This is a genomic window from Chromobacterium haemolyticum (assembly GCF_009936155.1).
Classification (GTDB): Bacteria; Pseudomonadota; Gammaproteobacteria; order Burkholderiales; family Chromobacteriaceae; genus Chromobacterium; species Chromobacterium haemolyticum.
Window position 1 is genome coordinate 4,205,534 of the sequence record NZ_AP019312.1, and the last position, 24,134, is coordinate 4,229,667.

General features: G+C 61.3%; 26 protein-coding genes. 8 read left to right on the top strand and 18 right to left on the bottom strand.

Features of this window, described 5'->3' with window-relative positions; all coding sequences use genetic code 11:
- Window positions 1-75: 75 nt before the first annotated feature.
- Window positions 76-309, top strand: coding sequence for a hypothetical protein (locus tag GYH29_RS19350; RefSeq protein WP_043591267.1), 234 nt, complete (start codon window positions 76-78; stop codon window positions 307-309).
- Window positions 264-1,460, top strand: a complete 1,197-nt coding sequence (locus tag GYH29_RS19355) for an Arm DNA-binding domain-containing protein (protein WP_043591269.1) — start codon at window positions 264-266, stop codon at window positions 1,458-1,460. The genes GYH29_RS19350 and GYH29_RS19355 overlap by 46 nt, the downstream gene beginning before the upstream one ends.
- Here GYH29_RS19355 and GYH29_RS19360 read toward each other — a convergent pair whose 3' ends face one another.
- The 11 genes from GYH29_RS19360 to GYH29_RS19410 form a co-directional block, all read right to left on the bottom strand.
- The gene (locus GYH29_RS19360) at window positions 1,461-2,096 is read right to left on the bottom strand and encodes a hypothetical protein (RefSeq protein WP_052052034.1); all 636 of its coding nucleotides are present in this window, start codon (window positions 2,094-2,096) and stop codon (window positions 1,461-1,463) included.
- A 120-nt stretch (window positions 2,097-2,216) separates the two neighbouring features.
- Window positions 2,217-2,498 carry a hypothetical protein gene (locus tag GYH29_RS19365; protein WP_161524266.1) on the bottom strand — a complete coding sequence of 94 codons (282 nt, stop codon included), beginning with the start codon at window positions 2,496-2,498 and terminating at the stop codon, window positions 2,217-2,219.
- Between the two features lie 122 nt (window positions 2,499-2,620).
- Entirely contained in the window at window positions 2,621-3,958 is a 1,338-nt protein-coding gene (locus GYH29_RS19370) for a DEAD/DEAH box helicase (protein WP_019100621.1), read from the bottom strand.
- 115 nt (window positions 3,959-4,073) lie between these two features.
- On the bottom strand, window positions 4,074-4,994 hold the full coding sequence (locus tag GYH29_RS19375; protein ID WP_019100620.1) for a CobD/CbiB family protein: 921 nt from the start codon (window positions 4,992-4,994) through the stop codon (window positions 4,074-4,076).
- Window positions 4,995-5,213: 219 nt separating this feature from the next.
- Window positions 5,214-5,678: a flagella synthesis protein FlgN gene (locus GYH29_RS19380; RefSeq protein WP_019100619.1), complete on the bottom strand. Its 465-nt coding sequence runs from the start codon at window positions 5,676-5,678 to the stop codon at window positions 5,214-5,216.
- Between the two features lie 21 nt (window positions 5,679-5,699).
- Complete coding sequence (gene flgM, locus GYH29_RS19385) at window positions 5,700-5,996, bottom strand: flagellar biosynthesis anti-sigma factor FlgM (protein ID WP_019100618.1); 297 nt, start codon at window positions 5,994-5,996, stop codon at window positions 5,700-5,702.
- 129 nt (window positions 5,997-6,125) lie between these two features.
- A complete protein-coding gene (flgA, locus tag GYH29_RS19390) occupies window positions 6,126-6,803 on the bottom strand; it encodes a flagellar basal body P-ring formation chaperone FlgA (RefSeq protein WP_039753955.1) in 678 nt (225 codons plus the stop codon).
- 350 nt (window positions 6,804-7,153) lie between these two features.
- The gene (gene thrC / locus GYH29_RS19395; protein WP_118268315.1) at window positions 7,154-8,563 is read right to left on the bottom strand and encodes a threonine synthase; all 1,410 of its coding nucleotides are present in this window, start codon (window positions 8,561-8,563) and stop codon (window positions 7,154-7,156) included.
- Entirely contained in the window at window positions 8,563-8,895 is a 333-nt protein-coding gene (locus GYH29_RS19400) for a hypothetical protein (protein ID WP_019100614.1), read from the bottom strand. Before GYH29_RS19400 ends, thrC begins: the two co-directional genes overlap by 1 nt.
- Window positions 8,888-10,198, bottom strand: coding sequence for a homoserine dehydrogenase (locus tag GYH29_RS19405; RefSeq protein ID WP_019100613.1), 1,311 nt, complete (start codon window positions 10,196-10,198; stop codon window positions 8,888-8,890). The genes GYH29_RS19400 and GYH29_RS19405 overlap by 8 nt, the downstream gene beginning before the upstream one ends.
- Window positions 10,199-10,412: 214 nt before the next feature.
- Window positions 10,413-11,645: a pyridoxal phosphate-dependent aminotransferase gene (locus GYH29_RS19410; protein WP_039753972.1), complete on the bottom strand. Its 1,233-nt coding sequence runs from the start codon at window positions 11,643-11,645 to the stop codon at window positions 10,413-10,415.
- A gap of 248 nt (window positions 11,646-11,893) precedes the next feature.
- On the opposite strand from GYH29_RS19410, the gene GYH29_RS19415 reads away from it, so the two are divergent.
- On the top strand, window positions 11,894-12,262 hold the full coding sequence (locus GYH29_RS19415) for an Mth938-like domain-containing protein (RefSeq protein ID WP_039753953.1): 369 nt from the start codon (window positions 11,894-11,896) through the stop codon (window positions 12,260-12,262).
- Between the two features lies 1 nt (window position 12,263).
- Here GYH29_RS19415 and GYH29_RS19420 read toward each other — a convergent pair whose 3' ends face one another.
- Window positions 12,264-13,586 carry an MFS transporter gene (locus GYH29_RS19420; protein ID WP_039753970.1) on the bottom strand — a complete coding sequence of 441 codons (1,323 nt, stop codon included), beginning with the start codon at window positions 13,584-13,586 and terminating at the stop codon, window positions 12,264-12,266.
- Window positions 13,587-13,699: 113 nt separating this feature from the next.
- Entirely contained in the window at window positions 13,700-15,016 is a 1,317-nt protein-coding gene (locus tag GYH29_RS19425; RefSeq protein WP_019100609.1) for an NAD(P)/FAD-dependent oxidoreductase, read from the bottom strand.
- On the opposite strand from GYH29_RS19425, the gene GYH29_RS19430 reads away from it, so the two are divergent.
- Window positions 15,015-15,257 carry a hypothetical protein gene (locus GYH29_RS19430; RefSeq protein WP_146176150.1) on the top strand — a complete coding sequence of 81 codons (243 nt, stop codon included), beginning with the start codon at window positions 15,015-15,017 and terminating at the stop codon, window positions 15,255-15,257. The two genes, GYH29_RS19425 and GYH29_RS19430, sit on opposite strands and share 2 nt — an antisense overlap.
- A gap of 31 nt (window positions 15,258-15,288) precedes the next feature.
- Here the strand turns inward: GYH29_RS19430 and GYH29_RS19435 are convergent, their stop codons facing one another.
- Window positions 15,289-15,660: a hypothetical protein gene (locus tag GYH29_RS19435; protein ID WP_152596906.1), complete on the bottom strand. Its 372-nt coding sequence runs from the start codon at window positions 15,658-15,660 to the stop codon at window positions 15,289-15,291.
- 204 nt (window positions 15,661-15,864) lie between these two features.
- On the bottom strand, window positions 15,865-16,539 hold the full coding sequence (locus tag GYH29_RS19440) for a pseudouridine synthase (RefSeq protein ID WP_039753968.1): 675 nt from the start codon (window positions 16,537-16,539) through the stop codon (window positions 15,865-15,867).
- A gap of 195 nt (window positions 16,540-16,734) precedes the next feature.
- Here GYH29_RS19440 and GYH29_RS19445 point away from each other — a divergent pair, with 195 nt between their 5' ends.
- Entirely contained in the window at window positions 16,735-17,442 is a 708-nt protein-coding gene (locus GYH29_RS19445; RefSeq protein WP_039753965.1) for an alanyl-tRNA editing protein, read from the top strand.
- Between the two features lie 142 nt (window positions 17,443-17,584).
- Here the strand turns inward: GYH29_RS19445 and GYH29_RS19450 are convergent, their stop codons facing one another.
- On the bottom strand, window positions 17,585-18,505 hold the full coding sequence (locus GYH29_RS19450; protein WP_019100605.1) for a LysR family transcriptional regulator: 921 nt from the start codon (window positions 18,503-18,505) through the stop codon (window positions 17,585-17,587).
- A gap of 90 nt (window positions 18,506-18,595) precedes the next feature.
- Here GYH29_RS19450 and lysA point away from each other — a divergent pair, with 90 nt between their 5' ends.
- Window positions 18,596-19,873 carry a diaminopimelate decarboxylase gene (lysA, locus tag GYH29_RS19455; RefSeq protein WP_232060425.1) on the top strand — a complete coding sequence of 426 codons (1,278 nt, stop codon included), beginning with the start codon at window positions 18,596-18,598 and terminating at the stop codon, window positions 19,871-19,873.
- Window positions 19,874-19,880: 7 nt separating this feature from the next.
- Here lysA and GYH29_RS19460 read toward each other — a convergent pair whose 3' ends face one another.
- Window positions 19,881-20,177, bottom strand: coding sequence for a hypothetical protein (locus GYH29_RS19460; RefSeq protein ID WP_143330252.1), 297 nt, complete (start codon window positions 20,175-20,177; stop codon window positions 19,881-19,883).
- A 237-nt stretch (window positions 20,178-20,414) separates the two neighbouring features.
- Window positions 20,415-20,708, bottom strand: coding sequence for a BON domain-containing protein (locus tag GYH29_RS19465; RefSeq protein WP_019100602.1), 294 nt, complete (start codon window positions 20,706-20,708; stop codon window positions 20,415-20,417).
- Between the two features lie 241 nt (window positions 20,709-20,949).
- Between GYH29_RS19465 and mltA the strand changes: the two genes are divergently transcribed.
- The gene (mltA, locus tag GYH29_RS19470; protein ID WP_019100601.1) at window positions 20,950-22,179 is read left to right on the top strand and encodes a murein transglycosylase A; all 1,230 of its coding nucleotides are present in this window, start codon (window positions 20,950-20,952) and stop codon (window positions 22,177-22,179) included.
- A 471-nt stretch (window positions 22,180-22,650) separates the two neighbouring features.
- A complete protein-coding gene (locus tag GYH29_RS19475) occupies window positions 22,651-24,117 on the top strand; it encodes an amino acid permease (RefSeq protein ID WP_161524267.1) in 1,467 nt (488 codons plus the stop codon).
- Window positions 24,118-24,134: the final 17 nt, after the last annotated feature.

Genomic DNA, 24,134 nt, shown 5'->3' on the forward strand with positions numbered 1-24,134 from the left:
TCAACTAGGGTGCGCCGTTCTCTGATAAGCCGGCAAGGCCGCTCACCTATGGCCGCCAGAGCAAGGAAGCAAGACATGATAGAAATCGGCGATAATGTAAAAATCCACCTGGAATGGCTACCGCAGGCGCGCTACTGCGAAATCATGGGCGATACGCCTGATGGGGTCCGCGCCAAACGGCGCGGCGGCGTCTGGCGCGAGAATGTGGAGTGGAGGATTGCCGGCGACGGTAAGGTCTGGGTCAACATCAAGGCGGTTCAAGAATGGGCAGCGAGCAGCAGAGCACCAAAAGCACGCCACGCGGCGTAAACATCAGGGGGAAAAGCCTGCAGGTGGCTTTTTCCTTCCGGGGGGTCGAGTGCCGTGAGACGCTGAAACTCGACCCCACCGCGGCAAATATTCGATATGCAGAGCGCCTACGCGCCGAAATCCTGAACGCTATCGAGCGTCAAACCTTCCGCTACTCCGACTACTTTCCCAACTCAAAACGCGCAGCCCTGTTTGGCCATGCGGTGTCTTCCGTCACCGTTGGCCAGCTGCTGGACAAGCTGATTGCGCAGACGGAAAAGACGCTGGAGTTCGGCACGTGGAATGAATACCGCAAGGCGGTTGAGTTCAAGCTGAAACCCAAGTTTGGAGCCAAGCGGATCACCGACTTGATAGGTGCCGATATCCGCGACTGGGTGGTCGAGCGCAATGTCACCATCAAGACCATCAGCAACGACTTGATACCGCTGCGCCATGTTGTCGAGCAAGCGCTGTCGGATGGCCTTATTGAGCGCAACCCATTCGCCGGCGTCATCCTGAAAAAGCTGGTCAACAAGGAAACAGCCAGCACCGATTATGAGGTGGACCCGCTCAACCGCCGGGAGATTGCCGCAGTGGTGGCCACCGCCGAGGGGCAGCTTAGAAACCAGTTTCAGTTCGCCATCTATAGCGGGCTGCGCACTGGCGAATTGATGGCGCTGCGCTGGGAGGATATCGACTTTGTGAACGGCGTTATCAAGGTCCGTCGTGCCATCAGCCGCAAGCGCGAGAAGGGAACCAAGACCAATGCCGGCAAGCGCGACGTGCTGATGCTACCGCCGGCGCGCGCAGCGTTGCTTGAGCAAAAGCGGTTTACGCTGACAGACCGTGAACGATTCGCCGGCCACGGCCGCGTGTTTATCAACCCGTACACAAAAGCCCCCTGGACGCTGCCGGACCAAATCAACCAGCAATGGGGAACGGTGCTCAAGCGTGCGGGTGTCCGCGCGCGCAATGCCTACCAGACCCGCCACACCTATGCGTCGATGCTGTTGTCTGCCGGCGAAAATATCATGTGGGTATCCAATCAGCTGGGGCACGTCGACACCGAGATGGTAATCAGGACATACGGCAGGTGGATACCGGACCCAGATAAGCAAGGGGGGTATCAGCCAGTTAACGACTGGCAGCTGCCTGGTGAAAAACAGGCATAACTAATGAATACCTCCCTCTATTTGAGGGAGTATTTCATTAAGAAATGGAAATTCCAAAACGCACAGTGCATCAATTTCACTTCTAATTTTTTGATCTTGACCGTGTTTGCCTAAGCACAAATAGTAATTCAGCCCTTTATGCTGGGCAAAAATAATCCACTCACCTGTCAGCTGCTGATCATTAGATCGTCGTTGATAATTCGTTAATACCGCCTCATTGACTAGCGCGTTAATGTCGTCAATAGAAACAACCCCTCCGTCTTTTTCTGCTTCAATGCTTATCTTTTCAAAATCAGGGAGGCCGTAGGTCTTTAGCGCATTCAGTAGATTTTGCGCTAACGCAGGAAGTCCATCTTCCATATGATGTTTGTGGAAAAGCCCTCTCAAAAATGGGCCATTAAACTTTGTGGCGGGTTTTGTTCTGCTTTCCCCTGGCGCTGACTCTAAAGCTTCAATCTCTTTCATCACTTTAAATGGATTGAGTCCGCCAGAGTAAAAATACGTAAACAATTGAATTTGCAAGAGTATGCTTATGCGAGGGTGTGCAACTGACTTGAAAATAAAATACTCTCTGAAGCGGTTAAATTCCTCGGTGGAGTCAATCTCCTTCTCGTCTCCCGGCTCCATGTGGTGCATGAGTTCTCCTAAGTGCAGGGGTGTTGCTTCGAGCATCAACGTGACAAAGTATAGTCACACATTCGCACAGCTATCGCACAATTAAGGGAGCAAAACAGCAAAACCCGCGCCGTTACTGGGCTATAGAGGGGTAAGTAGCAGGTTCGACTCCTGTTCTCTTCCGCCGTTCGCTCCGCCAACATCCCGCCACAGGCATAGCGAGCAATGGCATTGGATCGCATGCTGTTTCACCAGCGCGCGCAGGCGTTCCAGCCGCTGCGCCTCCGCCAGCATCACAGATGCCGCCACGGGCTTGGCCTCAGTGTTCCGCGAAGCGGATGGAAGCATCGTCGTCGCTCCCGCCGCCGCGCCGATGCCCAGCATCACCCCGCCCATGCCGATATACCGCCATTTCACCCGCATCGCTCTCCCTCTCTTTGCCTAGCCGTTCACCCTGAAGTCCGACCCCGCCGACAACGGGAAGTGCCGGCGACGCCCATAAAAAAACGGCCCCATGCAGGGCCGTTCCATGTGTGTTCGCCAAATCAGCGAATGATTTCCACCTTATAGCGCGGCGGCAGCAGCAAGGCCGGCACCTCCCGCTTCGCCTTGCGGCTACGACGGCCGCTCAAAGGTCTCTTCACACCCTCGGTCGAACCGGCCAGAACCGAAGCTTCCGGCTTGGACGGCGCCGGCAAGCGCTCACGCTCCCGTTCGCGCTCACTGGGGCGCGTCAGCCAGGAAGGGCGGAAACCGTCGACGATCTGCGGCGTCAACGTCTGCTTGGTCAGCTTCTCGATAGACTCGTGCTGACGGGTTTCTTCCGGGGACATTAACGAAATCGCCACGCCCTTGGCGCCGGCGCGGCCGGTACGGCCAATCCGGTGCACATAATCTTCCGGGGCGTTCGGCAGCTCGAAGTTGACCACATAGGGCAACTCCGTCACATCCAGGCCGCGAGCGGCGACATCGGTGGCCACCAATATGCGCAGTTTGCCTTCCTTGAACCCCGCCAGCGTTTCCAGACGCGCGCCCTGAGCCTTGTCGCCGTGAATGGCTTCGGCTTGCAGGCCGTCGCGCTGCAGTTCACGCGCCAGACGGTCGGCGCTGAGCTTGGTCTTGCAAAACACGATGACCTGGCTCATCTCGCGAGATTTGATCAGATGCGTCAACAGATGGCGCTTTTTGAAGGCATCCACCGAGTAAACAATCTGCTCGACCTGATCGTTGGTGGCGTTTTGACGCGCGACCTCCACCGTTTGCGGCGACTTCATGAAGTCAGCGGCCAGCCGTTTGATCTCCGGCGCAAAAGTGGCGGAGAACAATAGGGTCTGACGCTCTTTGGGCAGCATCCCCATGATCTTGCGGATGTCCTGAATAAAGCCCATATCCAGCATGCGGTCGCCTTCGTCCAGCACCAGCACTTCCACCTTGTTCAATTGAACGGTTTTTTGCTGGATGTGGTCTAGCAGGCGGCCCGGCGTGGCGATCAGGATTTCCACGCCGCGGCGCAGTTCCTGAGTTTGCGGGTCCATATTGACGCCGCCAAACACCGTGGTGGCGCGCAGAGGCAGGTATTTGGTGTAGCTCTTGACGTTGACGCCGATCTGATCCGCCAATTCGCGGGTAGGAGACAACACCAGGGCACGCAGCGGATGCATCGCCGGGGACACGCTGGTATTGGCGTATTTCTTCAGGCGCTCCAGAATGGGCAGCATGAAGGCTGCGGTTTTGCCGGTGCCGGTTTGGGCGGCGGCCAGCAAATCGCGGCTCGACAAGACCAGAGGGATCGCCTTTTCCTGAATCGGGGTGGGCTGGGAATAGCCCTGTTCTTCGATGGCGCGCAGAATCTCGGGCGACAGCCCGAGTTCGGAAAACAGCATGGACAACACTCCTGCAAAACTCGCGGGGCCTGTTGCGCGCACGCGCCAACACGCCCCCGTATTCAAATGACACAAACGGACAAGACAACGCCGCCCTAACGGCGGCGTTGGGTCGTCAGCCCATGTGGCTTGCGACGCTGAGCAGCAGGATTACGGCCAACCATAGCAAGGCGGAACGCCAGACCAGACCAACCGCGCTTTTCAGGTAGTTGGGGTCGGCTTCGTCGCCCAAGCCCAGTTCGGGCCGGAAGCGTATGGAGTAATCCTGTCTGAGCGGATCGCCCAATTTCACGCCGATCGCACCCGCGGCCGAAGCCAGAAGAATGCCATTGGCGTAGTTCCCCCATGTTTTGGCCTGGGAGCGCCAGCAATACACCGCATCTTCGAAATCGCCCATGATGGCGAAGCTGGCGGCGGTCAAACGCACCGGAATCCAGTCCAGCCAGGCAGCGGCGCTAGCCGAGAAACGACCGAACGGGTCTTCGTCCGCGTCGCGGTTGCCCCACTTCTGATTCAGCATAGAACAGAGTCGGTACAACAGCGCGCCGGCCGGACCCGGCAACAACACGAACCAGAACATGGTGCCGAACACATGGCGGTAGCTGTCCACCACCCCCTGCTCAATCGCCAGCCGGGAAATTTCCTCGACAGACAATTCAGCGGTGCCCTGTCCAGTCCAATTCGCCAGCGCGGTGCGCGCGTCCAGATCCCGCCCTTCGGCCAAGGCCTGGGAGATTTCGGAGAACGCACTGGAGAAATGGCGGAAACCCATGGTCAGATACAAGATCAGGACATTCCACAACATCGCCAGGATCGGGCTCAAGGCGTGCAGCGCGTAATAGATCAGCAAGCTGAGCAAGACCGCCGGCACGATCGCCAAGGACCACGCCAACACGCCATGGCGGTTGGAGCCGGCATTCAGATTGCGTTCCAAATGATTGGCGTAGCGAGTGAACAGCAGCCAGACGCGATTGCGATTGCCTAGCGGCCGCAACTGCTCCAGTGCCAGAGCGATAATCAAGGAAATCAGGGTCATTGGTTCCGGATAGTGGTTTTCTCAGGCCCGGAGAGGAAGATACCATAAAGGCCAGGGCATTCCCACTGCTCCTTGAGAATAGACTCTAAAACCGGCCGGGCGCGGTGAAAAAGCCAAGAGCGCCGAAAGGCGCTCTCTTGTGTATTGACGCTTGCCGGGGGCGTTTTCACCCCCCTTTTCCAGCCATCCCGCCTACGCGCGGCGGACTTTGAACAAACCTCAGGCGGAGCCGAGAAAGCGCCGCCCGGTCGCCAACTCCGGCAACTGGCCAGCCTTGTCGTAGCCCACGGTGGACGCTGCGGCATCGCGCAAGGTGTTCAGCGCGCCCTCCACCAGCGACAAGCGCTGGTCGATAAAGCTGCCGTTGAGCTGATTGATGCTCTGCGCCCGCTGGATCGCCTCTTCCAGCCCGGTCCAGGCCAAACTGGCTTCCGGCTTGTCCGCCAGCCAGATGTAAACCGTCTCGCTGTCCTGCACGCCGATCTGACGCATGAGTTCGCCGCGCTGAGCGGCGCTGACGGCCAGTTGGTCCAGCACGGCGCTCTTGCTCTCTGCCAGGGCGTCCAGCTGAATGTCAAAGCCCTGCACCAATACTTTTTGTTCCTGCTCCAGCAATGCGATCAGCCGGGCAACAAGATCGCTCTCGGCCCGGCACAACTGGCAGAATTCTTCAACAACGTTCATGCCTGACTCTCAACTGCGCGCTTAACGCGCCAACAATTCCTTGGTGGAGGCGATCAAACCGTCGGCGATCTTCTCCGGATTGACGTTGAACGTACCCGCGGCAATCGCCGATTTGATCGCGGCCACCTTTCCGGCGTCGAAGCCGGAATCGCCGCTGACCTTGCTTTCCACCGCGCTCAGACGGCTGGCCAAAGGGTTGATCGTCACGCTGTCGGATCCACTGGCGGCAGGGTTGGCATTGGCGGCCGCATCTCGCGGCGCGGCCTTGTTCTGGGTGCTGTAGCTTGCTGACAGCTTGCCCGAGTTATCTACTTTCATGGCATGGCCTTCCCAAAGGGAACCTGGATTACCTCTATTATCGGACGGAAAAACAATATCTTGAAGACTTTCTCCAAATATCCGCCCCCGCCCGCCGCGGCCATCACCTCGGCTTGCCGGCGAGCCGTCTCAATATATCACCATCACGCTGCCGTCCGCCTGCACTTGCCCGCGTATCACACGACCGGAGGCCATACGCACCGACACTTGCTCGCCTTCGGCGGCATTGCCTATCGCCAGCCCGTCGGCCGCCGCGGCGAAACCTTCTCCCGACGCCACCACCTTCACTCGCTGGTTGCTGTTCACTAGATAAGGCGCACGCACCATAAAGCTGCGCAACCAGGCGCCGGCCGGCGCGCCGGAGCGCATGGTCTTACCTATGGCCTGCTGCAGGTCGTCCAACACATTCCGCGCCAGGCTGGGATTGGCCACGTCGACTAAGCGCACGTCGGCGGCGCTCAGCACCTCGCCGGCCGCCACGGCCCGGCTCAGGGCCACGCCCATTTTCTTTTCATTGATCCGCACGGGAATCCGAAGTGCCCAACCCAGCTCCGGGCACGACACCGCGACGAAGGTGGCGCCGGTGGTCACGCCTGGCGTCGCCCAATCCGCCTTGGGCTGCGCGCAGGCCGGCACCGCCAGCTTACGGTCCAACTGCCCCAAGGTCCAAGTGGCGGGACGCATCGACAATTCGTGCTTGAGGAAGTCTCCGGCTAAAGCCTCCAAGCGTCCCAGGTCCTGCATGCCCGCGGCCGATGCCGCCACAGCCCAGACGCAGCACATCATCCAAAGTAGTAAACGTCGCATATCCGCATTCTAGCGCAAGCAGGGCCGGGACTGCAGCCTGCGCCCTCCTATTGACAATGCAGCGGAGAAATTAAAATACTCGCTTGAATAGAGCTTAGAGCCTGTTCAAAGTCTCGCGAGCAAGAGCGAGACAAGGCTAAAATGACTGAGAAAGCGGAATGTACGCGTGGTACATGAGCATTTCGAAGACGTTTTAACGCCGTATCGCTGAAGCGCAGCAGACTATGAACAGGTTCTAAGAATTTGTTCACGGTCTCTAGAGCTAAAGCGAGACTTTGAATAAGCTCTAACACTGCGGCAGACGCAAAAAAAAACGGCCCCCATGGGGCCGTTTTCGCGTCCAAAGCGCTTCAGCTCAAACTGCGTTCGATGAAGGCTTTGACCTCGTCGGCGTCCGCCGGAAACACCGACACTTTCTGCGGCAGATCCTCCAGGCCGTCAAAACCGTCAGGCCGCGGCGGATCGCGGTCCAGCGCTTCGCGGATGGTGGCGGCGAACTTGGCGGGCAAAGCGGTTTCCAGACAAACCACGGTTTCGCCAGGGCTGCGCAACTCGCGAGCCACCTTGACCCCGTCGGCGGTATGAGTGTCCACCACCACGCCGTCTTCTCGGTCCAGCTGGCGGATAGTGGCCAGGCGGTCGGCATGGCTGCTCTTGCCGGAAACGAAGCCGAAGACCTCTGCTGCGGCGGCGGTCTGTTCCTCGGACAAGGTGAAACCGGTTCCGGCGTCCACCTGGCGCCACAGCGCTTTCAGCGCTTCCGGGTCCCGTCCCAGCAGATCGAACACGAAGCGCTCGAAGTTGGATGCCTTGGAAATATCCATCGACGGACTGGAGGTAACGTAGGTGTTGGCCGTGCCGCGAGGGCGGTAGGCGCCGGTGCGAAAGAACTCGTCCAGCACGTCGTTCTCGTTGGTGGCCACCAGCAGCCGTTCTATCGGCAAGCCCATCTGACGCGCAATGTGACCGGCGCAGACATTGCCGAAGTTGCCGGACGGCACGCAGAAGCTGACCTTTTCCTCATTGCTTGCCGTGGCGTTGAAATAGCCCTTGAAGTAATACACCACCTGGGCCACCACTCGCGCCCAGTTGATCGAGTTGACGGTGCCTATCTTGTGATGCGCTTTGAAGGCATGGTCGTTCTGCACCGCCTTCACGATGTCCTGGCAGTCGTCGAACATGCCCTGGATCGCGATATTGTGGATATTGGCGTCGTGCAGGCTATACATTTGCGCGCGCTGGAACGGGCTCATCAGTCCGTCCGGGCTCAACATGAACACTTGGATGCCAGCCTTGCCCCGCATCGCGTACTCGGCGGCGCTGCCGGTGTCGCCCGAGGTGGCGCCCAGAATATTCAGACGCTCGCCCTTCCTGGCCAGCACGTATTCGAACAGATTGCCCAGCAACTGCATCGCCATGTCCTTGAAGGCCAGCGTCGGGCCGTTGGACAGTTCCAGGATGGCCAGGCCATCATGCAGCCGCTTGAGCGGTGTGATCGCCTCGCTGCCGAAGGTCGCGCGGGTATAGGTACGCTCGACGATGGATTTGAGATCGTCTTCCGGGATATCGGTAGCGAACAGACGGATGACTTCAAAGGCCAATTCGGCATAGGACAGGCCGCGCCAGGCGTCCAGCCGCTCGCGATCAATCCGCGGATAGCTCTCCGGCAACACCAGGCCGCCGTCGGGCGCCAGGCCCATCAGCAGGATGTCGCTGAACGATTGCGGGGCCATGCCCCCGCGGGTGCTGATATAACGCATCAGGGAGTTTCCAGATATTGGGCGCAGGCGGCGGAGGCGTCCTTCATCCGCTGTTTGCCGCGCGGGTCGTCTTTCTTGATCTGGCCGGTCAGCACGCCCATCACCTCTTCCGAGGAAAAGCGGCCGGCCAGATGCTGGCTGGCGCACTGGCAATATTTTTGCACTTGTTCCGACGAGTGCTGGCCAACGCCGTCCGAAGCCGGAGTGCGTTTGACGCAGCCACGCATCAAAAAGCCCTGCAACAGGCTGTGCTGGCCGGGGGACAAGGGCGTCGCCCCGGCGCTTGCCAGGATCAGACCGGCGCCGAGGCCGGTCAGCCAGCGTTTAATCATTCAGTTCTTCCATGCGCAGGCGCACCACTTTGCCGGTGATGCTTTCCAGCGCCTCGATGCCGGAGATGGCGCGGTCAATCGCCTGTTCCTGCACGCGATGGGTCAGGATCACCACTTCGGCGGTGCCGTCGGACACCGAGCCTTTCTGGATGACCGCCTCGATCGAGATGCCGTTTTCCGCCAGCAAACGGGTGATGTTGGCCAGCACGCCGGCGCGGTCAGCGGCGCCGATGCGCAGATAGTAGGAGCTGACCACGTCGGAAATCGGCAGGATGGGCAGGTCCTGCAACTGGTCCGGCTGGAAGGCCAGATGCGGCACGCGGTGCTCCGGGTCCGCCGTCAGCAAGCGAGTCACGTCGACGATGTCGGCCACCACCGCGGAGGCTGTGGGCAGCGCGCCTGCGCCGGCGCCGTAGTACAAGGTGGGCCCCACCGCGTCGCCCTTAGCCAGCACGGCGTTCATCACGCCGTTGACGTTGGCGATCAACTGGCGCGCCGGAATCAGCGTCGGGTGCACGCGCAACTCCACGCCGGCGGGGGTGCGGCGGGTCAGGCCCAACAGCTTGACGCGGTAGCCCAATTCCTCGGCGTATTTGATGTCGCGCCCTTCCAGCTTGCTGATGCCTTCCAGATAACAGCGGTCGAACTGCATCGGAATGCCGAAGGCCAGCGCCGCCATGATGGTGAGCTTGTGGCCGGCGTCATGGCCTTCGATGTCGAAGGTGGGGTCGGCTTCCGCGTAGCCCAGCTGCTGCGCCTCGGCCAGCACTTCGGCGAAGCTCGCGCCCTTCTCGCGCATCTCGGTCAGGATAAAGTTGGAAGTGCCGTTGATGATGCCGGCAATCCACTCGATGCGGTTGGCGGACAAGCCTTCGCGCAGCGCCTTGATGATGGGAATGCCGCCGGCCACCGCGGCCTCGAAGGCCACCATCACGCCCTGTTCCTGCGCGCGGGCGAAGATCTCGGTGCCGTGCAGCGCCAGCAGCTTCTTGTTGGCGGTGACCACGTGCTTGCCGTTGGCGATGGCCTTGAGCACCAGCTCCTTGGCCACGGTGTCGCCGCCGATCAATTCCACCACGATGTCGACATCGGGGTTGTTCACCACCTGCATCGCGTCGGCCACCACGTCCACGTCCGGACCCAGCAAGGATTGCGCGCGGGCCTGGTTGCGGTTGGCCGCTTGCAGCAGGCGGATCTGACGGCCGGCGCGGCGGCTGATTTCCTCGGCGTTGCGTTTGAGAACGGTGGCGGTGCCGCCACCCACAGTCCCCACGCCCAATAGGCCGATATTGATCGGTTTCATTATCTGCTCCCTGTCTCTAGTATTTTGTCCCTGCCCGCGACGGCCAGCCCTGATCAAGAGCCGTGCCGCCAAGCCATTGCCGGCGCAGCGGGCGCGTGTCCCAAGTTTTCCTTGTCAGCGGACCGTATCCGCTGACAAGGAAAGCCTGATGGCAAGACGGGAGCCGCAGCCCCCGTCCCTCCGCTCAAACCTCAAGCCTCAAGCAACCGCGGTTTCAGGCTTCGCCGCCGTGGCGCTTGCGATAGTTTTCCAGGAAACGCGCAATGCGGCCGATGGCCTCGACCAAATCGTCCGAGTTGGGAAGGAATACCACGCGGAAGTGATCGGGCGCAATCCAGTTAAACCCTGAGCCCTGAACCAGCAACACCTTCTCCTCCTGCAACAGCTCCAGGATGAACTGCTGATCGTCGCCTATCGGGTAGACTTTGGGGTCCAGCTTGGGGAACAGGTAGAGCGCGCCCTGCGGCTTGACGCAACTGACGCCGGGGATGTCGGTCAGCAGCTTGTGCGCCAGATCGCGCTGGCGCGCGAGGCGGCCACCAGGCGCCACCAGGTCGTCTATGCTCTGGTAGCCGCCCAGCGCCGTCTGGATCGCGAACTGCGCCGGCACGTTGGCGCACAAACGCATCGAGGCCAACATGTTCAGGCCTTCGATATAGTCCTTCGCGTGTTTCTTTTCCCCGGACAGAATCATCCAGCCCGCGCGGTAACCGCAAGCGCGGTAGTTCTTGGACAGGCCGTTGAAAGTGACCACGAACAGGTCCGGCGCCAGGGAGGCGATGGAGGTGTGCTTGACCTCGTCGTAGAGCACCTTGTCGTAGATTTCATCGGCGTAGATGATCAGCTGATGCTGGCGAGCCACCTCTACGATCTGCTTGAGCAGCGCCGGCGGGTAAACCGCGCCGGTGGGATTGTTGGGGTTGATTACCACGATGGCGCGGGTTGAGGGCGTGATCTTGGCGCGGATGTCGTCGATGCTGGGGAACCAGCCTTGCTCTTCGTCACACAGATAATGCACCGCCTTGCCGCCTGCCAGGCTGACGCCTGCGGTCCAGAGCGGGTAGTCCGGCGCCGGCACCAGCACTTCGTCGCCGTTGTCCAGCAGCGCCTGCATCGCCATAACAATCAGTTCGGACACGCCGTTGCCGACGATGATGTCGTCCATGCCCACATTGGGCAGCTGTTTTTGCTGGGCGTAATGCATGATCGCCTTGCGCGCGGCGAACAGGCCCTTGGAGTCGGAATAGCCGGAGGCTGACGGCAGGTTGACGATCACATCCTCGATGATTTCGTCCGGTGCGAAGAAACCGAACGGCGCGGGGTTGCCGATGTTCAGCTTGATGATACGATGGCCTTCGTCTTCCATCTTCTTGGCGTGCTCAAGCACCGGACCGCGGATGTCGTAACAGACGTTGGCGAGTTTTTGCGATTTATGGACTGGCTGCATGACGACAATGTTTTCCGTGGCTTGCCGCCCGCCGGAGACGGCGGTCTTGCCCTGGCGGCGCGGTTTGTGTTCTTTCATCTGATCTCTTTGGATGTCCCCGCTGAAGCGATGACCACGTTAACGTTGTGGCGGCAATCAGCGGCGGGGTCGAGTTATAATCCTATCCCAATCTCTGATGCACTGCAGCAGGTTCTTCGCCCCCGAAAAGGGCCGTCCGCCGCAGCGCTCGCAATCGGGAATCCACTCACATGAAAATGCAGCAATCGCTTGGACAGGGCCGCAACTTGTTCACCGGCTATGGCGAAGGCCATGTTCTGATCAACGCCCAGCGTCACGAAGGCAATCTGATCGTAACCGCGGACAGCGTGGCGCCTTGGCCGGTAACCGCTTTCGAGGATTTGCAAGAAAGCCATTTCAGCGCGCTGCTGGCGCTGCAGCCGGAAGTGGTGCTGTTCGGCACCGGCAAAAGCCTGCGCTTTTGCCACCCACGCCTGTCCGCCGCGCTGGCCAACGCCGGCATTGGCGTGGAAACCATGGACACCCAGGCCGCCTGCCGCACCTTCAACATCCTGCTGGCGGAAGACCGTCGCGTCGTCGCCGCGCTGCTGGCGATTTGACTCAACCGGCGACCGGCCGCTCCGCCTGCGGACACATCCACACCAGCCAGGCCGCCAATAAGGCCGGCGTCGCGGCCAGCATGAACAGGCTGGCCAGGCTCCAGTCCTGACGCAGCAACTCGCCGCCCAGCCATGGCCCCAACACCGACCCCACCCTGCCGACGCCCAGGCTCCAGCCCACGCCGGTGGCGCGCAAGGAGGTGGGATAGGCGTTGGCCGCCAGGGCGTTGATCGCCGGCTGGCCGCCCACCACGCAAAAACCGGCGGCGAACAACAGGCCAAACAAGCCGGCCTGCTGCGCGCCCAACTGCCCCAGCATGGCAACGGCCGCCGCCGCCAGCGCGAAGCTTGGCAGCATCACCCGCAAAAAACCCAGCCGGTCTATCCAGATCCCCAACAGCAAAGTGCCGGCCACGCCGCCCAGTTGCAGCGCGGCGCCGGCGAGAATGGCGCTTTGCGTGTCCAACCCGGCGTCCCGCGCCAGGGCCGGCATCCAGTTGGACAGGAAATAGAGCAGAAGCAGATTCAAAAAGCTGAGCGTCCACAGGGTCAGCGTCAGCCGTGCGCGGCCGGCCCGGAACAAATGCGGCAACGACGCGGCGGCGACGGGCTCCCGCAGCGTCAGGCAAGACACCGTCGTCCCTCTCATCGCCGGGTCCAGACGCCGCAACCAGAACAGCGCCTGTTCGCGCCGTTGCCGCGACAACAGAAACTGCAACGACTCCGGCAACTGCCGCCACATCCACAGCGCCAACAGCAGCGGCGCGGCCCCGCCAACCGCAAACACCGCGCGCCAACCGTGGGCAGGAACCAGCCAAGCCGCCAGCAAGCCGCCCAACAGCGCGCCGACGGTGAAGCCGCAGGAAATCAGCATCATCATACTGACCCTGCGCCGGAGCGGACTGTACTCGCCGGCCAGCGCCATCGCGTTCGGCATGATGCCGCCCAGCCCCAGGCCGGTCAGGAAGCGCAGCCACAGCAGGTGCTCCAGTGTGGCGGCGAAGGCGGTGGCCAGCATGCCCAGGCCGAACCACAAAGTGCACAACAGCAGCAAGGCACGGCGGCCGAAGCGGTCCGCCAGCGGACTGAACAGTAAAGCGCCCAGCAGCAAACCAAGCAAGCCGGCGCTGAACACCGGCCCCAAGGACGGTTTGGCCAAGCCCCAATCCGCCAGCAGCGCCGGCGCGACATAGGCCATGGCCTGAACATCGAACCCATCCAGAATCATCAGCAAGCCGCAAAGCAGCAGCAGCCGACGCTGAAACCCGCCCAGCGGCCGCTGATCCAGCCAGACGTCGATCTCCAAACTTGAAGCTTGCGCCATTTCCACCCCCGTTATGCCAATGGCAAACAAGATGTCCACAAAGCGCCCTCCGGTCAAGCCGCGCCTACAAAAAGCCCACCTTGAGGGTGGGCTTGTCGTCGGTCTGAACCGGATCAGTGTAGCTTCAAAGACGGCCTCGCGGCGCGGCGCAACTTGTCTCCGACATAGAGCAGGCCGGCCAGCACCCAGCCGTGTACAGCCGCTTGGTGCATACGGTACAGAGAGCTGTAGATCAGCTTGGCGCCGCGGCCCTCCACATAGTAGTCGCGCTTGGGGCCGACCACCGCCGCCAAGCTGCCCACCGCGCTGTGCTTGCCCAGCGACACCAGCATGCCCTGTGGCTTGAAGACGAAGGGCTTGCCCTGGCGGCCGGCAACGCGCCGGCTCAGTTCGTCCGCCAGCCAGCGCGCCTGCTGGTGCGCCACCTGGGCGGTGGCCGGCAGATTGCGGCCGCTGTCGCCGTCCGGCGCTTCGGCGCAATCGCCCAGCGCATAGACGCAGGCGGCGCCCTGGCAGCGCAGCCACTTGTCCACCTGCAATTGGTTGATGCGGTTGGTCTGCAGGCCCCCCAAACCGGCCAGCCACCCCGGCGCCTTGACCCCGGCGGCCCAGACAGTGATGTCGGCCGCCACCTTGTCGCCGCCCTGCAGTTCCACGCCATCGGCGTGCACGGCCGCCACCCGGCTGCCGGTCAGCACCTTGATGTTGCGCGCGGCCAATTGCTCCTGAGCATAAGCGGACAAAGACGGCGGCGCGGCGGCCAGGATGCGGTCCGCGCCTTCGATCACGCTGATTTCCACACGCTCCGGCTGCAGGCGCGCGCCGTAATGATGCAGTTCGCACAAGGTGTGGTTCAATTCCGCCGCCAGTTCGACTCCGGTGGCGCCGCCGCCGACGATGGCGATTCCAAGCTTGGCCAGCGGTTGCAAGCCGCTGCTGCAGCGGAAGGCCAGTTCCAACACCCGGTGGCGCAGCTTCTCCGCGTCGTCAGGGGTGTTCAGGAACATCGCGTGCTCGCCGACGCCGGGCGTGCCGAAATCGTTCGCCTCTGCGCCCACCGCCAGCACCAACCAGTCATAGGACACTTCGCGCGGCGGGCTCAGTTGCGCTCCGCCCGCATCGCGCACTTCGGCAAGCTGGATACTGCGCCGTTCGGTGTCCAACGACTGCATATAGCCGAACTCGAACTCGTAACCGTTGCGATAGCCATGGGCGAAGTAATTGACCTCGTCCTCACCGGTGTTGAGCGCGCCGGTGGCCACCTCGTGCAACAGCGGCTTCCAGATGTGGGTGGGCGAGCCGTCGACCAGCACGACGCGGGCCTTGTGCTGCGCGCCCAGGGTGCGCCCCAGCCGGGTGGCGAGTTCCAGGCCGCCGGCGCCGCCGCCAACGACGACGATGCTGGGCAATGCGGAATTGCGACTTAACATGACAGATCCTTACAAGGTAGAAATCACTAAACAAACGTTCTGGCGGCAACACGCTTGTTTAGGGAGTTCTTGCTTCAGATCAAGGAAGAAGTATGCACAGGCTGGCAGTGCAAGCCAAGATTACACAGCAGAAAAAACCAAAGACATGACGGAGGGGAAAATGGCGAAACCAGCCGCCCGAGACGAAGCCGGCCCGGATTTCGCCATGAAAACCGGGTCGGGTAAGCGTTACGGAAAATGAAGGCGTCGGCAGTCTCGCGACTTGAAAACGATCAGTGCCGGCTTGGTTCGTCGCCGATGGACGCTTCCAGTTCGCTCAGTCCCAGAAGCAGCAACTGCTCCAGTTGATTGAAAAAGCCCTCGCACTGGCCGCGTTGCGCCTCGTTCTCGAAATCGATGTCGTCGACGATGCGGCCAAGCAAGCCCAAGCCCACGCAATCCGGATTCGCGGCCAGCCACAGGGCTAGTTCATCCGCGGCTTCGCTGCCGATGTCGTGGCCATGTCGTAGTTCCCGCGCCTCCGGCACTTGCCAATAATGAGGCGCAGCGCGGCCGGGGATATAACGGACATAGGGCAAGGCCGTTTCCCTGGCTTCAAGCTCGGACGGCCGATGGCGGAGAGGGGGAGCAAACCAAGATTTCATGATGAAGCCTCCTGTATGGAAGACATCTTTCAGCCCCGCTCACCGCCGCGGGGCGTAGCACTCACGACATGAAGCGTAAACACGCCTTGCGCTCCCAACCGGCTCCGGAGCTCACGCCATGACCCGCCGCCCAGTCTCGGCCAGACGTGCCGGCAGGGTCAAGGCGCGGCGGCCGCTTTCCCCGAAAAAGCTTTCAACGAGCTCTCAAAAGGACGCCTTGGCGACAAACTCCATTTCCTCGCGCGTGATCGGGTGACGCAAAGTCAGCCGCTCCGCGTGCAACAGCAAGCGCTCGGCTTTCGCCAACACCGCCTCCGGCGCGTAGATGTCGTCGCCCAGAATGGGATGGCCCAGATGCAGCATATGCATGCGCAGCTGATGGGCACGGCCGGTCAAGGGTTCCAGCTCCACTCGGCTGGTCTGGCGCAAGCCATCGCGCAACACCACCCGGTAATGAGTGACGGCCTGCTTGCCGTTCTCGAAATCCACCTTCTGACGCGGGCGGTTCGGCCAGTCAATGATCAGCGGCAGGTCCACGGTGCCGCTGTTCTGTTCGACGATGCCGTCCACCACCGCCACATAGCGCTTGTCCACCTTGCGATCCATGAAGGCGATGGATAACTCGCGCTGCATGCTGGCGCCGCGCCCCATCACCACCAGGCCGGATGTCGCCATATCGAGCCTATGCACGGTCAGCGCATCCGGATAAAGCCGCTGAACGCGGCTGATCAAGCAGTCCGCCTTGTCCTCGCCGCGGCCCGGCACCGACAGCAAGCCGGCAGGCTTGTTCAACACCAGGATCGCCTCGTCGGCGTAGATCACGTCTAGGCCTGTGTCCGGCGGCGGATTGTAATGTTCCAGATTATGGCGAATGGTCATGGGGCAATGGAAAGGAAAGCGGAAAAAGGCGGCGATTATCTGCGCTAAACGCTGCTGCGACAAGCTGTTGCCATGATTTTTCGCTAGCGCTGTCTCTTGAAATACACAGCCGGCGGCAGCATTCTCAACATCATCGCCTCCGGCGGCCGCAAGCGTCGCCGGTCTTCCCAGCATAGTCTGAAAAGGAACCGCCGCATGGCAGAACGCTTTTACATCGACCCCTATCAAACCCGGCTGGAAACCCGCGTGGCGCGGCACGACGACGCCGGTCTGGTGCTGGAGGACACGCTTTGCTACCCGCTTGGCGGCGGCCAGCCGGGCGATACCGCCACGCTAAGCTGGGACGGCGGCGGCTGTGCGATAAGCGATACCCGACGAGACCGCGAAACACGCGCCATCGTCCACTTGGTGCCCCCCGATACGCCGCGGCTCGCCGCCGGCACGGCGGTCACCCAGGAACTCGACTGGGCGCGCCGCCATCGCCACATGCGCATTCACACCTGTCTGCACTTATTGTCCGTGGTGATCAAGGCGGGTGTCACCGGCGGCAATCTGAGCGCGGAATCCGGCCGCCTGGATTTCGACTTGCCCGAGGGCATGGAGTTGGACCGCGAGCACATCGAAAACGAGTTGAACCGGCTAGTGGCGGAAGACCGCGCGGTGCGCATCGAAATGAGCAGTGGCGAGGCGCTGCAGCGGCAACCGGAGTTGATAAAGACCATGTCGGTGACGCCGCCGCTCCACCTGCCTGAAATCCGCTTGATCAATATCGACGGCATCGATCTACAGCCCTGCGGCGGCACTCATGTGCGCAGCACCGGCGAGATTGGCCCCGTCGTGGTGAAAAAGATTGAAAGCAAAGGCGCGCGCAACAAGCGGGTGGTAGTGGCGCTACGCGACTAAGAACCTGTTCACGATCTCGCGAGCTAAGGTGAGACAAGGCGAAAACGGCTGAGAAAACGGAGTGTACACACGGTACATGAGCATTTCGAAGCCGTACTCACCGTGTAACGCTCTACGACGCACAGCGGATCGTAAACAGCTTCTAAACCCCTGCCGGCGCGGCCAGCCGTTGGCTAATCACGGCCAGTTCGACCTTCAGACTATCGACGAAACGCTCCAGCAACGGAGAGACGGGCCGGTGCAGCGGCCGCACCAGATTGACCGCGAACGGAATGGACACGCTAAAGCGCCTCACGGCGAGGCCCGCGCCGGCGTAATCCAGCGCGGTCAACGGATTAACCACGGCCACGCCAATGCCCTGCCGCGCCATGGCGCATACCGAGGCGGCGCTATGCGTCTCCACCACCATGCGCCGCTTGACCCCCCTCTCGGAGAACACCTGATCCAGCTGTTGCCGATAGCTATCAGCCGCCGCCAGGCTGATGAAGGCTTCGCCCTCGAAGTCTTCTGGCGCCAGCACCGTCTTGCTCAATAAGCGATGCCCTTCCGGCAACACGCACAACTCGTCCGCCTGCAGCAGGGGCTCCACCCTGGTTCCCGCCGGCGCGTGCGCGCTCTCGCTCAAACCCAGGTCATGGCGTTGCGCCGCCAGCCACTCCTCCAACAACGGCGATTCCTGCGGCGCGATGTTCAGGCTAATGCCCGGCGCTTGCGACAAAAAACGCCGACACACCGCCGGCAATAGCGATTGAGCGAAAACCGGCAAACAGACAATCGACAATTGCCCTTGTTCGAACTGGCGAATCGCCGCCGCGCTGCTGACGATGCGCTCCAGGCCCTGATAACTGCGCTGCACTTCCTCGAACAACAGCAACCCCTGCGCGCTAGGCCGCAAGCGGCCGCGGCTGCGCTCGAACAAGGCCATGCCCAGCAATTGTTCACAGCGCGCCAGTTCGCGGCTGACCGTGGGCTGCGAAGTGCGCAGCAAAACGGCCGCCTCGGTAACACTGCCGGTGGTCATCACCGCGCGAAACACTTCGATATGGCGCAGGCTGATGTCCATTCCGCCTCCTCTTAAGCAACTTGGCAATCCATATCATAAATGAAAGAGGTGGCGATAATTTGATATTTTATTTTTGCCGGGGCACGCGCCATGATGCTTCTGTCTGCCACCCCTAGCCAACGCCACGCCATGAAATGCTTTGACGCCCGCCAACTGACCGAACTCGCCCGCCAGTACGGCAGCCCGCTCTGGGTTTACCACGCCGACACCATTCGCCGGCGCATCGCCGAACTGAAGCGCTTCGACGTGATCCGCTATGCGCAAAAAGCCAACTCCAATATCCATATCCTCAGCTTGATGCGAGAACAGGGCGTCAAAGTGGACGCAGTGTCGCAGGGCGAAATCGAGCGCGCGCTCGCCGCCGGCTACAAGGCCGACTCCGCCGAGCCCTCCGACATCGTCTTCACCGCCGACGTGCTGGACCGCGCCACGCTGGAACGCGTGGCGGCCGCGGGCATCGCGGTCAACGCCGGTTCCATCGACATGCTGCGTCAGCTGGGCGCGGTCTCGCCCGGCCATAGGGTCTGGCTGCGCGTCAACCCCGGTTTTGGCCACGGCCATAGCCAGAAAACCAATACAGGCGGCGAGAATAGCAAGCACGGCATCTGGCATGAGCAAGTATCCGACGCGCTGGACATGATCCGTCAATTCGGCCTTCATCTGGTAGGCCTGCACATGCACATCGGTTCGGGCGTTGATTACGGCCACCTGCAGCAGGTCTGCGGCGCCATGGTCAAGCTGGCGACTGAACTGGGGCACGACATCGAAGCGATCTCCGCCGGCGGCGGCCTGTCCATTCCTTACCGCGACGGCGACGCACGCATCGATACCGCGCATTACTTCGATCTATGGGACGAGGCGCGGCGGCGGATCGCCGCGCATCTGGGGCATCCGGTGCGGCTGGAAATCGAGCCGGGCCGTTTTCTGGTAGCTGAATCCGGCGCTCTGATCACCGAAGTGAGAGCGGTCAAGACCATGGGCTGTCGACGTTTCGTATTGGTGGACGCGGGATTCAACGATTTGATGCGCCCCGCCATGTACGGCAGCCATCACGATATTTCCGTCCTGAGCGTGGACGGAACGGAAAAATCCGGCGAGCGCGCGCCTTGCGTGGTGGCCGGGCCCTTGTGCGAATCGGGGGACGTCTTCACCCAACAGGAAGGCGGCGTGGTGGAAAGCCGCCCACTGCCGGACGCTCAGGTAGGGGATCTGCTGGTGTTTCACGATGCCGGCGCCTACGGCGCCACCATGTCGTCTAACTACAATAGCCGGCCGCTGCTGGCCGAAACCTTGATCGACGGCTCCTCTAGCCGCCTGATCCGCCGCCGCCAAACCATGGCGGAATTGTTGGAGCTGGAACGAGTCTAGGCCTGGATCAACTGAGCTTCAGGTCGTCCAGCGTCTGCTGGAAGGCCTGATAAATATCCTGATAACTGGCGTAGCCGTTGAACACGCCCACCACTTGGGGCGATTGCAAGCCGCGCGCCAGCAATTGCCGGCCGCGGCGCGAGCGCGGGCTCAGCGCGCGCAGCCGCTGGCTGCGCTCGTCCCAATACACCAGCTTGGCTTCGTCCGCGCCCTCCAGCCGTGAAATCAATTTGTCCACCTGCTCCGCCGGTTGCAGCATCATGCGGTGGGAGAGCCTCTTGCCAAGGGCGGATGCATATTCCATGAGTCATGTCCGGTGCTTCGCAGTGGGCCGGCGTGCGATCCATACTGCGGATTGGAAAAACCTTGCCGGCCCATGCCTCCAGAAAGGCAGCCAGCCGGCAACACCTCACATTTTTCTCAATAAGGGAATGCGCCACAATCGGATTAATCTTAAATTCCTGGCGAAAATACTGGCCGGCGAAAATGACAAAAGGGCGTCGAAACGCCCTTTGATACCGCCGTCCCAGGCTGTTCCCGCCTAGTTTTTCAGCACCATATTGTTGATAACGAACTTCACGCCCGGAACTTTTTCGGCAATCTGCCCTGCTTTGAACATTTGCTGGTCGTCGGTCATGCCGCCTTCAATCGTCACCTCACTCTTCTTGCTGCTCACCTTCAAACCAAGCGCCTGCAATTCGGCATCGCCGTTCAAGGCCTGCTGCACGCTGGCGGCCAGCTCCTCATCCGTCGGCGGGGTCTGTTCGGCGTAAGCCGGCAGGCCGGCGGACAGCAAGGTGGTCAACAGCAAGGCGCGGATGCAAAAACGTTTCATCAGATTCTCCAGTGATATGGCTCAAGCCCAAGCTTCAGCGCGAATGTTTTACCGCATACTAGCGAGGAAACTTTTCAATTTTGTTGCCGGTCCATGACAACGCGGCATGACGCTTCCGACCGTTAGCGCCGCCGCAACATTCGCCGCGGGCATCATTGCCCCGTCATGTGCGTCCCAGCGTAAAATCAGACCGAATTTGCAGCGCGTCGCTGCCTTAGCCCTGTTTCAGAGAATCTACCGCATGTTTAGAAAATGGCTGTTGTTACTGCTCGTCGTCGGCCTGGCCGCCTGCTCTACTTCCAGCCCGCCGGGCAAGCCTGGCGGCGCGGCGCGTGAAAGCGACGCGCCCACCTCGCTGCCGGCCTGGAGCCAGCAAGAACTGGGCGATACCCTCGTCGCGCTGAAGCAAAGCTGTAAAGCCATTGCCAGAAAGCCGGGCTGGTCCGAAGTGTGCAGGCAAGCCAACGGCATTGCCGCCGACAACGCTCAGGCTGTGCGCCAATTCTTTGAAAATCGCTTTGCCGCCTGGAAGGTCAACGACGGCGGCCGCGACAGCGGTTTGATCACCGGTTATTACGAGCCGCTGCTCAGCGGCAGCCGGACACGCAGCGAACGCACTCCCTGGCCGGTGTATGGCATTCCAGCGGACTTCTACAGCGTGGACGTTCCGGCCTCCCTCCGCGGCAAATCCAGCCTGACTGCGCGCCGCAGCGGTCCCAACCGGCTGGCGCTGAGCGCGGCCGGCGACATTGAGATCCGCCCCGCCGACTTTCCCGCAGACAGCCGCGGCACGCGGCTGAAAGGCAGACTGGACGGCAAACGCCTGCTGCCTTATTACACCCGCGCCGAAATCAATCAGGGCAAGGGCGTGGCCAACGCGCCCATCCTGGCCTGGGTCGAAGATCCGGTGGAGTTGTTCTTCCTGCAAGTGCAAGGCTCGGGTCGCATCCAGTTGGACGACGGCAGCTTCATCCACGTCGGCTACGCCGAACAAAACGGTTACGGTTACCAATCGATCGGCAAATGGCTGGTGGACAAGGGGGAGTTGACCCTGGGCGACGCATCGATGCAGGGCATCAAGGACTGGCTGGCCCGCAACCCGCAACGCCGGCAGGAGCTGTTCGCGGTGAACCCCAGCTATGTGTTCTTCAAAAGCTTGCCGGGCGACAACGGCGGGCCAATGGGCGCGCTGGGCGTACCGCTGACCGGGGGCTACAGCATCGCGGTAGACCCGCGCTACATCCCGCTGGGCGCGCCGGTCTACCTGGTCACCACTTGGCCTCACTCCACCCAGCCGTTGACGCGGCTGGTGCACGCACAGGATACCGGCAGCGCGATCAAGGGCGCGGTGCGCGCCGATTTCTTCTGGGGTTACGGCACCGAAGCCGGCATGTACGCCGGCAGAATGAAGCAGCAAGGCAATCTGTGGATGCTGCTGCCCAAAGGCATGAACCCGTCCCAGGCCCTGTAAGCTGTTAAGCTCCCGGCGGCGCGCGCGCGCCAGCGCCGCCGCCTTCTTTTGTTCCCAACAGCCGCAAACCTCGCCCTCCTCCGACGATCCACCCTCTTTGTTCTCTCCGCCCGCGGCTTGGGCGACGCTTCGTCCAAGCTGACGCGGCGAGCGTATTGCCACCTAGCCTCTCCGCATTAGAGCCGGTTCAAAGCCTGCTGTGCATCGTCTATGCAGCTACGAATCCGCACCAAGAAACCTCTCGCCCTTCCCCTACGCAAGCGCGTCTGTCATGGCCCCTTGCAGTCACAGTCCCATAGAACCCTTTTCAGGCAAGGCTTTCCTGCGTCCAAAGCATTATTCCATTCAAATTATCTTTTATTGAATTTTCCTAATATTGATTTTCATCAAGCGTCGAACAACACGAAATAAATAATATTTTCGAAATTTTATATTTTTACGTTTTTATTGTTTTGTTCGATGGAGATGAAAATGACGACAATAGATAAGACGCCTCCCAAGATCAGCGTCTTTGCCTTTGTCATGATCACCGCCGCCGTGGTCGTCAGCGTCCGCACGCTGCCAATGACGGCTCAACCGGGGATGATGACGATTTTCCTGACCTTGGCGGCCGCGCTGCTGTTTCTGGTGCCCACCGCCCTGGTGTCCGCTGAACTGGCCACCGCCTGGCCACAGGATGGCGGCCTGTTCATCTGGGTTCGCGAAGCCTTTGGCGAGCGCATGGGCTTTGTCGCAGTGTGGATGCAGTGGATACAGATGGTGTTCGGCATGACCTCCATCATCATGATCATCGCCGCCACTTTCGCCTATGTGTTCGACCCTGCCCTCGCCAGCAACAAGTTCTACATGCTGGCGATGATCGTGGGCATCTGGTGGGCCTGCACCTTGGTGAACATGCGCGGCGTGAAAACCCTGGGCTGGGTGTCCACCATCTGCGTGAGCCTGGGCGTCTTCATGCCCGGCGTGGTGCTGATCGGTTGCGGCATCGCCTATCTGGCCGGCGGCCATCCCATCATGACCGACGTGTCCTGGAGCTGGAACAACCTGGTCCCCAGCTTTAGCGACAGCGGCACGCTCGGCCTCTTCATCGGCTTCATTTTCGTGGTGATGGGCATGGAGGTGTCCGCGTCCAACGTCTCCGCCATCAAAGACGCCCGGCGCAATTATCCCATTGCCATCATCCTGGTGTCGGTGATCATGGTATTGCTATCCGTGATCGGCTCCGCGGCGATCTTCATAGCCATCCCCAAGGAAAAAATCTCGATGACCGCCGGCTTGATGCAGGCCTTCGAGCTCTACTTCAATCAATGGGGCATGGGCTGGCTGGCTCCTGTCATGGGCCTGTGCATCGGCCTGGGTCTGGTGGGCCAGGTGAACTCCTGGGTGCTGGGCCCGGTGCGCGGCTTGCAAGCCACCGCGGACTCCGGCGCACTGCCCAAATTCCTGCAGACGACCAACCGCCACGGCGTGCCGGTCACTCTGGTGCTGATCCAGGCGGCGGCCATTACCGTCGTCGGCGTGCTGATCACCGTGATGCCGAACGTGGATAACTTCTACTTCATGCTGATGGGCCTGACCGGGCTCGTCTATCTGGTGGCCTATCTGTTCATGTTCTCCGCCGCCATCTACCTGCGTTACAAGCGTCCGGACGTGGAACGCAGCTTCCGAGTGCCCGGAGGCAACGCGGGCATGTGGGTCTGCTCCGGCCTGGGCATCGTCATCTCGCTGCTGGCCGGCTACCTGGGTTTCATCCCGCCGGGCAGCTTCCATGGCTCCTCCCATGAATACCTGCAATTCCAGCTCATCGGGCTCGCCATCATGCTGGTGATTCCCTTCCTTGTGTACGCCTACGGCCAAAAAGCCAGGCACGCCCGCTCCGCCGGCGTTGCGCCGCGCACTTCTCCCGCCAGCAAAGCGCGCCCCGCCGAAGGCAAATGAGCCGCTTACGCCCCCTA